The sequence below is a fragment of the Halohasta sp. A2 genome (assembly GCF_056175805.1).
Genome location: NZ_JAQFWV010000104.1, coordinates 1 through 7,876 on the forward strand (window position 1 = coordinate 1; position 7,876 = coordinate 7,876).

General features: G+C 49.4%; 6 protein-coding genes and 2 pseudogenes. 6 read left to right on the forward strand and 2 right to left on the reverse strand.

Annotated elements, in window-relative coordinates:
- Positions 1-220 precede the first annotated feature (220 nt).
- The 4 genes from O2S87_RS17290 to O2S87_RS17305 all read left to right on the forward strand — a co-directional run bounded on the left by O2S87_RS17290 (position 221) and on the right by O2S87_RS17305 (position 5,428).
- Positions 221-1,075, forward strand: a complete 855-nt coding sequence (locus O2S87_RS17290; protein WP_475409999.1) for a beta-keto acid cleavage family enzyme — start codon at positions 221-223, stop codon at positions 1,073-1,075.
- A gap of 509 nt (positions 1,076-1,584) precedes the next feature.
- The gene (locus tag O2S87_RS17295; protein ID WP_475410000.1) at positions 1,585-2,349 is read left to right on the forward strand and encodes an IclR family transcriptional regulator; all 765 of its coding nucleotides are present in this window, start codon (positions 1,585-1,587) and stop codon (positions 2,347-2,349) included.
- A 419-nt stretch (positions 2,350-2,768) separates the two neighbouring features.
- Positions 2,769-3,395, forward strand: a complete 627-nt coding sequence (gene rdfA, locus O2S87_RS17300) for a rod-determining factor RdfA (RefSeq protein ID WP_475410001.1) — start codon at positions 2,769-2,771, stop codon at positions 3,393-3,395.
- A gap of 80 nt (positions 3,396-3,475) precedes the next feature.
- Complete coding sequence (locus O2S87_RS17305; protein ID WP_475410002.1) at positions 3,476-5,428, forward strand: archaea-specific SMC-related protein; 1,953 nt, start codon at positions 3,476-3,478, stop codon at positions 5,426-5,428.
- Between the two features lie 375 nt (positions 5,429-5,803).
- Here the strand turns inward: O2S87_RS17305 and O2S87_RS17310 are convergent.
- Positions 5,804-6,265 (reverse strand): annotated as a pseudogene (locus O2S87_RS17310) (ArdC-like ssDNA-binding domain-containing protein).
- Between the two features lie 149 nt (positions 6,266-6,414).
- Between O2S87_RS17310 and O2S87_RS17315 the strand changes: the two are divergent.
- Together O2S87_RS17315 and O2S87_RS17320 are read left to right on the forward strand one after the other, a co-directional pair.
- Positions 6,415-6,795, forward strand: coding sequence for a DUF7437 domain-containing protein (locus tag O2S87_RS17315; RefSeq protein ID WP_475410003.1), 381 nt, complete (start codon positions 6,415-6,417; stop codon positions 6,793-6,795).
- Between the two features lie 181 nt (positions 6,796-6,976).
- A pseudogene (locus O2S87_RS17320) lies at positions 6,977-7,182 on the forward strand (zinc ribbon domain-containing protein); the annotation flags it as partial.
- Positions 7,183-7,205: 23 nt separating this feature from the next.
- Here O2S87_RS17320 and O2S87_RS17325 read toward each other — a convergent pair.
- Positions 7,206-7,655, reverse strand: coding sequence for an SRPBCC family protein (locus O2S87_RS17325; protein WP_475410004.1), 450 nt, complete (start codon positions 7,653-7,655; stop codon positions 7,206-7,208).
- Between the last annotated feature and the right edge of the window lie 221 nt (positions 7,656-7,876).

Consider the following 7,876-nt stretch of genomic DNA (forward strand, 5'->3'; position numbering starts at 1 on the left):
ATAAAATTAAACGTCACGAGTAAATCCTTACGCAGTATAGTGTTTTCAGCTAGATAAATTTGCCGTGATGAACGCTCAAGAGCTACAGAATCTGACGTTTCTGTCGGTGTTTCTTGGACAGGCTGTGTAGTAACGGAATTCACAGAGCAAGCGATTCTTACAGTCGTACTCCGACATGAACAAAAATTATAAATACTCGTTAGCGAAATTCACAGCCACAATGCCCTACGAAGGATATAGCGATCATTTTAACAAAAAATTGATAATTAGTGTCGCGTTGACTGGGGGTCACCACGGAAAGGAGGCGAATCCGAACCTTCCCGAGCAACCCGACGAGATAGCCCGTGACCTCAAAGCGTGTGAAGAAGCCGGTGCATCCATCGTCCACATCCATGCTCGTGACGATAACGGTGAAGGAACCAAATCAGTTGCGCGGTTTCAGGAGATTCGCGACGCCATCGACGAGTACTGCGACGATATCATCGTGAACTTCACTACCGGGGGTGGCGGCATCTGGTCCCGTGAGGAACGAATTGCACCGGTTTTGGAGACGGAGCCTCGCCCGGAGATGGCGACGGTCGACCTTGGGCCAATCAACTTCGGCCAGACACGGACGGCTGTGAATACGCGAGAACAGAACGAAGAATACACAGCGACGATGCTTGAGGCGGGCGTGAAACCAGAACTCGAACTATTCAATCCTGGGCATATCCCCGAGATGGAGCACCTGATCGAAAAGGACCTTCTCGAACCACCATACTGGTGTACGACTATCTTCGGGATGCAAAACGGGATGCCTGCTCACCCGAGAAACGTCATCAACTTCGCTGACAACCTCCCAGCTGAAAGCGAATGGCAGGCGCTTGCACTGGGCCGTCACCAACTCCCACTAACGACAACCGCCATCGCACTTGGCGGACACGTCCGCGTTGGGATGGAAGACAACATCTACTATCGGAAGGGGGAGCTTGCAGAGAGCAACGCCCAACTCGTCCGACGGTCGGCGCGAATCGCAGGAGAGATGGAACGCCCGATCGCAACGGCAGCAGAGACCCGAGATATCCTCGGCTTGTAACCGAAGTGGCCGATTTTTCAGCAGGTTTCGGCCCGTAGGTGGGCCAAAGAAGGCAACGAGTCTATTCGTCATTATCGAATAGTAACGATACATTCCCGAATATCGACTGGCACAGGACCTCGATCGAGCATATCTGTCACGAAATTCTTTGATTTTTGGTGAATGTGACTCCCTTTCGACTCTTCCGAGATTATCCCCAGTCCGTTAACACGGGTTGTTGATTTTACAATATTACTATCAGAGAACACAAAAACACCCATATGAATGTCTATGTACTCAAAAATACAACAAAATAGCGAGTATCGCATGTCGAATTTTAGCTGATCGTTGAACACAGTCCATTCACCAATCACGAATTTTAAGTACTAATCGTCGACTGGAACACATCAGCATATAAAAGAAAGACTGTATTGGTGTCGCATAGCACATCAGCGACGAGAATAACATACGAACACCAGCTACAATTCGACAATAGTGAATTATATATACCATACGTGATACTCTTTAGCATGACCAAAAACGGTGGCCGGACGCTGAAATCGACGAAAACGACGCTCGAAATCATCGAGCGTCTACGGACGTTAGATGGTGCTCGAGTAACAGAGTTGGCAGATGACCTGGGTAAAGCACCGAGTACCGTACACAGCCATCTCTCGACTTTACTTGAAGAGGAGTACGTCGTCAAGGAAGGGGACGTATACCTGCTCGGTCTTCACTTCCTAGAACTCGGTGACTACGTTCGCACCCGCAGGGAAGCATATGAGATTGCAAAATCGTACACGGAACAGCTCGCAGCGGAGACAGAGTGTCGTGCCGTCTTCGTCGTCGAAGAGAACGGACGAGGTGTCTATCTCCACACGTACTCCGGAAAACATGCTGTTTGGCAGTATTCGACCATCGGGAAACGGTTCTATCTCCATCAAACTGCGTCAGGAAAGGCGTTGCTGTCTGGGCTCCCCGAATCATCCGTCGAACAAATTATCGAACAGTGGGGACTCCCACAAAAAACTGAGAACACGATCAGCGATCCGACCCAACTCTACGACGAGATCGAATCGATCAGAGAGCGAGGCTACTCGTTCAATCGTGAAGAGCAACTCAATGGCGTAAAGGCGGTTGGCGTCCCTGTGACTGGCCCCCAGAATCGTGTAATCGGTGCGTTCAGCGTCGCAAGCCCAGCAAACAGGATGAGCAGCGAGTGGTTCGAAGAGGAGTTACCGAACATCGCTCTCGGGGTCGCAAACGAGTTCGAACTCGAATACTCGTTTTCGTAAAAGTGAGCTAAACGTTACAAGCTTAGTATTGTAATCTATATGCAGTGGCGTTCGTGATTTCTACGGGTATACACTGTAGAGTCAAATTACAGTACTAGTATTGTAATTTCTAATGTGATATCTATCGGGAGGTCTCGGGATGATGCTGCCCTATCTCGGATGATTCCGGCAAATCAGATGCGAACACAACTGACTACGCTGTGTTCAGAAAATTTTAACGTCACCATGATCATCGGCACCGATTTTATGAATGAAATTAATTTACATATTTGGAAATATAACACACATTGACACCATTATGCGATATGAACTTAAACTATAGTGCCTGATTTTCTGTATATGAGTCAATAAAACGAAGAAATAGTTAATTAAAGATGCCGACCTGAACATATTTGACTCTCCTGTACGAACTTTCAGTAATGACCACCAAGCAGGACGAAAACCGACGGCAGAGTAAAGTGGAGAGAGTAATCGAAACGTACGATCTCGAAAACTTCGGTGAAGAACTCGCGAGGCGATGGACAGCTCCCGAAGATGGTGATAGTCTCAGAACTCTCGCTGATCTTATGAATCAGAAGGTTATCAGCGCAGCCTTACGAGAGTCTAACGCTGAATTTTTGCAGGGCGAGGTGGAAAATATGTATACAATATTAACAGACGACGAGACCACAGAAGGGATGCGAGTTCAAGCAAAAAATACGCTCGAATCGAAGGGGGTGGATGTGGATCAACTACTCTCGGATTTTGTCTCTCATCAAGCGGTGTACACGTATCTCACGGATATTCGAGATGTGTCAAAGGAAGCAAAATCAACCAACCGTGTCGACAGCGTGATCCAATCCGTTCAGAAGCTTCGTGGTCGGTTGGTAGCCGTGATTGAGAGAAGTCTTACGTCTCTACGAAGCACACAGAAACTTCGACTCGGTGATTTCGACGTACTCGTTGATACCCAGGTATACTGTAGAGACTGTGGAACTCAGTACGAAGTTATTCAGTTGCTTGAGCGAGGTGGGTGTGACTGTGATACTGAAACAGATTCTGAATAAGTACGTTACACGAGATATTTTGCACTGCTAATTACGGGTACTCCTGTGGTTTTATATTATAGTGATTGCTATAATCGGCTATGAGTTCAGAACAGATAACCGAATCTACTATTCACCTTTCGGTAGAAAACATCGGTGGCATCGACGAACTCTCGGCATCGTTTGAACAAGGTGTGACGGTCCTCGCCGGGCGCAATGCAACGAATAGGACTTCACTCCTACGGTCAATAATGGCCGCTCACGGAAGCGATGATGTGGCACTGAAAGGAGACGCAGATGAAGGATTCGTCGAACTCACTATCGGTGACGAAACGTATACCCGAACGTTTGAGCGCCAGGGGAACGCTGTAATCACTGGTGGAGACCCGGTTCTGGGTGACACAGAACTTGCAGACCTCTTTGCGTTCTTGCTTGAAACGAATGATGCTCGACGCGCAGTCGCAAACGAGGAAGACCTCCGAGATCTCATTATGCGACCGGTCGACGTTGAGTCGATCAACGAAGAAATCACGGATCTCCAACAGCAAAAGCGAGAGATTTCCGACGAACTATCGACCCTCGGTACGCTCTCGGAGAAACGGCCAATGCTTGAACAGCGCCGTAACAAACTCCACGATCAGATCGATGAGAAGGAAAGAGAACTCACCGAGAAAGAACAGGAAGTAGAGGAGTATGATACGAGTGTAAGCGAACAGCAAGAGACAGAAAGTGAACTCGAGTCGAAACTCGATGAGCTTCGAGAGAAGCGACGCGAGATCAACGATGTCGACCGCCGAATTCGGACTGAAAAACAGAGCCTGGAGGCACTGGAGTCCGAACAGGAAGAGTCAGACGAGAACGCTGATGAGCTCCCGGATGTCGCTGAGAACCGAGTGAACGAGTTCGAATCTGAAATCAGCCGACTTCAGAGTCGCCGGCAGGAAACCCAGGTGACTATTAACGAACTGCGGTCGGTGATCCAGTTCAACGAAGAGATGCTCTCTGGGACGTCCTCCGACGTTGTGGAGGCACTTCGCGGGCCAGAATCGAGTGACAGTGACAGTGTCACTGATCAACTTCTCGCTGATGAACAAGTCGTCTGTTGGACGTGTGGGTCGGAAGTTAACACAGACGAGATCGAATCCACCCTGGATCGGCTTCGAACGCTCCGTGAGGAGAAACTGGACAAGAGTCGTTCATTCAAGCAGAAGATTTCCGAACTGCAAGACGAGAAGTCAACGTATGAGCAACGTCAGCGTGAGCTCGACCGCATCGAGCGCCGACTCTCAGAAATCGAAGGAGAACGGGAGAGCCGTACCGAGCAGATCGAGGAGCTGAAATCCCGTCGAAACAGCCTCGAAAACGATGTCGAATCGCTCGAAATGACCGTCGACGAGTTGGAGAGCGAGGAACACGGTGAGTTGCTCGAACTCCACCGTGAAGCCAACCAGATCGAGTACGATCTCGGACGACTACGCTCCGATCTTGAAGACGTCGAAGATGAGATCGCTTCCATCGAAGCGAAGCTTGACGAACGCGATGAGCTAGAAGCCACCCATGACGAAATCGATGATGAGCTAGAAGAACTACGTACACGAATTAGGCGACTCGAATCGGAGGCTGTCGAAGAGTTCAATACACACATGGACGAGGTCCTCGACGTCCTCAACTACGACAATCTCGATCGAATCTGGATCGAACGGACGGAAAAACGCGTTCGTGAGGGTCGCAAGAAGGTCACCAAGTCGGTCTTCGAACATCACGTGATTCGAACGAATAATGAAGGTGTGAGCTACGAAGATTCTGTTGCCCACCTTTCGGAGTCGGAGCGTGAGGTGACGGGTCTCGTGTTTGCGCTCGCAGGATACCTTATTCACAAGGTCTACGAGACGGTACCATTCATGATCCTTGACTCGCTTGAAGCGATAGATGCTGGCCGAATTTCACGGCTTGTGGACTACTTTGCGGACTACGCCGACTACCTCGTTGTCGCACTGCTCGAAGAGGATGCCCAGGCAGTCGACAGTTCGTATCCGCGTTTTTCACCAGTATAAGTTCAGCTTATGTCTATTTTATAGTGTATCCCTGAATGACAGCCTTCAATTATAGATCGAAAATTTATATATCATGTGTCCAACTATATTCTAATTTTAAAATAATAGTTAATATTATTTCTCATACAAATTAACTATTACGGATTATTCGCCTTTTTTTATTCTTAAATACAAATATTAGCACAAATAGCCTGTGGTTATATGATTTAAGCAGGGATTAATTGAGACTTTTTCTGAGCGCCGATTTACGTTAATATCTTCTGAAATCTCATTATATACGGGATACGGCAGTGGAACACCAGTGAACAAATCTGCTCAAGAGTAGTGTATTTTTGATTACTGTATCTCGCTACTATCATAATAATGGCTATTTGTTCAACCAAGATGTGTATATAGCTTCAGCCTGAGTGAATGTCGGATTATACTACTGTCCGTACAATAACTATTATTCAGTTCCTGATTCCACGTTTCAACTGAACTAATAACAGATATCAATCCAACCGCTGTTGTTCTGGAGAGAAAGGATTCGTCGCCGTATCGAGACCATATATTGTCTACAGCATCAAAATCATCGCCAAAGGCGTGGGGATACGCTAAGCTACGGGTCTGTTCGCCCTTCTGGACGTGCCGGTCAAAGTCGTTTCGCCAGGTGTGGTAGCCGGCAACCCTCGTTGCCTCGGGACACTGGAGCTTGATCAACAGTGTATTTCGATGCGAGTACTCGTGGAAGCGACTCTAGACATCGAGCCACTCCTGGAACTCATCGTTTTCTTGGGCATCATCAACGTGGTCGACGAGCTCGTCGATCCAGTGTTCAATCGTACCCCGAACTCGCACGGTTTTACACTGATCTGCTGATCAACTCGCCAACGACCGTCGTTGCAGCTCGTGATCGACAAGGGTTCTCGAAGAGTACAGCCTACAAATACGCTAACACACTGGCAGAGCTAGGCATCGCAACAGAACTGGATACGTACGAAAACGGATTGACACAATGGCGTGCTGAACCAACAAGCGGTAACTGGACGGATAAAACGACCATCGAACTCGGTCCCGTTCTCATTGCGGTCTATGGGGCAACGAGTGTCGACGACGATCTGGAACTCTTTGTCGACCGACACGGCAAGGCGGCCCTCGCTCCCGTGGTTATGGCGACAATCGAGTATTTGAAAGGCGAAACTACCCGTCGTGGTGTTGCAGATGATCTCGATATCCCTGCTGTCGAGGCGATCGCAGTCACTCAGGCGATTGAACGCATCATCACCGTAGTCAAAAACCACGATCCGACACTAACCGAGGTTTCCTTCGACGTTGATGTTCACGATCGGGCACTCGAACAGGGCCCATACCAGCGTGCCGATGAGTGAGGAACACCCATCGCCGTTTCCGACTGCACTCACTGTCAACTCGGTCTGAGCGTCCGCCAGAGAATGCGCGGAGACAACAGGGATGTTGCTGGCTGTTCTAACCGGAAGACACGCAGAAACGCTTCCGTCAGCTGACTGTCGTCGTGGGCTTTGGTAACCAACCGTGTCGTGTATTTATTGAGTAGAGTACGTCAACGCGGCGTATACTTCCCAAACCGGTCATGCCTGTGGTCGTCTCGGTCGGCGAGATCGACAAGCGGAGTTCGTGTGTTCACACGATGACTGCCACGTATCAGAGTTCCAAACAGATATTAACGTGGCGGCGAACATCGCCAGTCGCGTAAACCCTTGGGTGAGAGCGTTCGTTGGGAACCCGAACGCAATGAGTGCAGAAACAACGCCCCTCTCGGCTACTCCTCACTCTCACCTTCGAGTTCCAATCGCTGTTTCAGATTCTCTAAGGCGGTTCGAAGCTCCCGTTCGTTGTATTTGACGGCAAAGGGTTGGACCACCTTACTCAGAACGCGGCCGGGAATCTCGTATTCGGCGCTGTATGTCACCTTAGTACCGCCGTTTGCCTCGATAAACTGGAGTTCCAGCTCACCGTCGATGCCACTGCGCATATCGAAGACCATCCGCCGGTTCGGTTCGTGGACCGTCTGTTCGAGTTCCGTCTGTAAGCCGATCCCCGCCATCGTGTATGTGCAGTCCAACCGCTTGCCACCGTTATCGAGTCGGTCGACGTTGTGGACGTTCGTCACGCTAGGGGTTACTTCGGCGTGGTTGTACGGATCGTCGAGGTATTCAAAAGCCGTTTCGACTGGGGAATCGATCCAGATTGACTCGCTGACCGAAGCCATTGCTAGTGACTACGCGGCTCAACGATGTTATATTGACCCCATAGATCATCCGACGGTTCCTCCAGTTTAGCTCAGTAGAGTCACAATAGGGCGAGGCGGCTCTGTTGACTTGATGGAAACGCTGCTATCCTAAGAGAGCGTGAAACAAGATATGGGGCGCAAGAGACCGACGGATTTCACGTGCCGTAGAGCACGTTCTGTTGACTGGTCCGTGTGCGAAA

What these genes read in the sequence shown, in the direction of transcription:
- O2S87_RS17290 (WP_475409999.1), top strand. Translation starts at nt 221, where the DNA reads ATGCCCTACGAAGGATATAGCGATCATTTTAACAAAAAATTGATAATT.
- O2S87_RS17295 (WP_475410000.1), top strand. Translation starts at nt 1,585, where the DNA reads ATGACCAAAAACGGTGGCCGGACGCTGAAATCGACGAAAACGACGCTC.
- rdfA (WP_475410001.1), top strand. Translation starts at nt 2,769, where the DNA reads ATGACCACCAAGCAGGACGAAAACCGACGGCAGAGTAAAGTGGAGAGA.
- O2S87_RS17305 (WP_475410002.1), top strand. Translation starts at nt 3,476, where the DNA reads ATGAGTTCAGAACAGATAACCGAATCTACTATTCACCTTTCGGTAGAA.
- O2S87_RS17325 (WP_475410004.1), bottom strand. Translation starts at nt 7,655, where the DNA reads ATGGCTTCGGTCAGCGAGTCAATCTGGATCGATTCCCCAGTCGAAACG.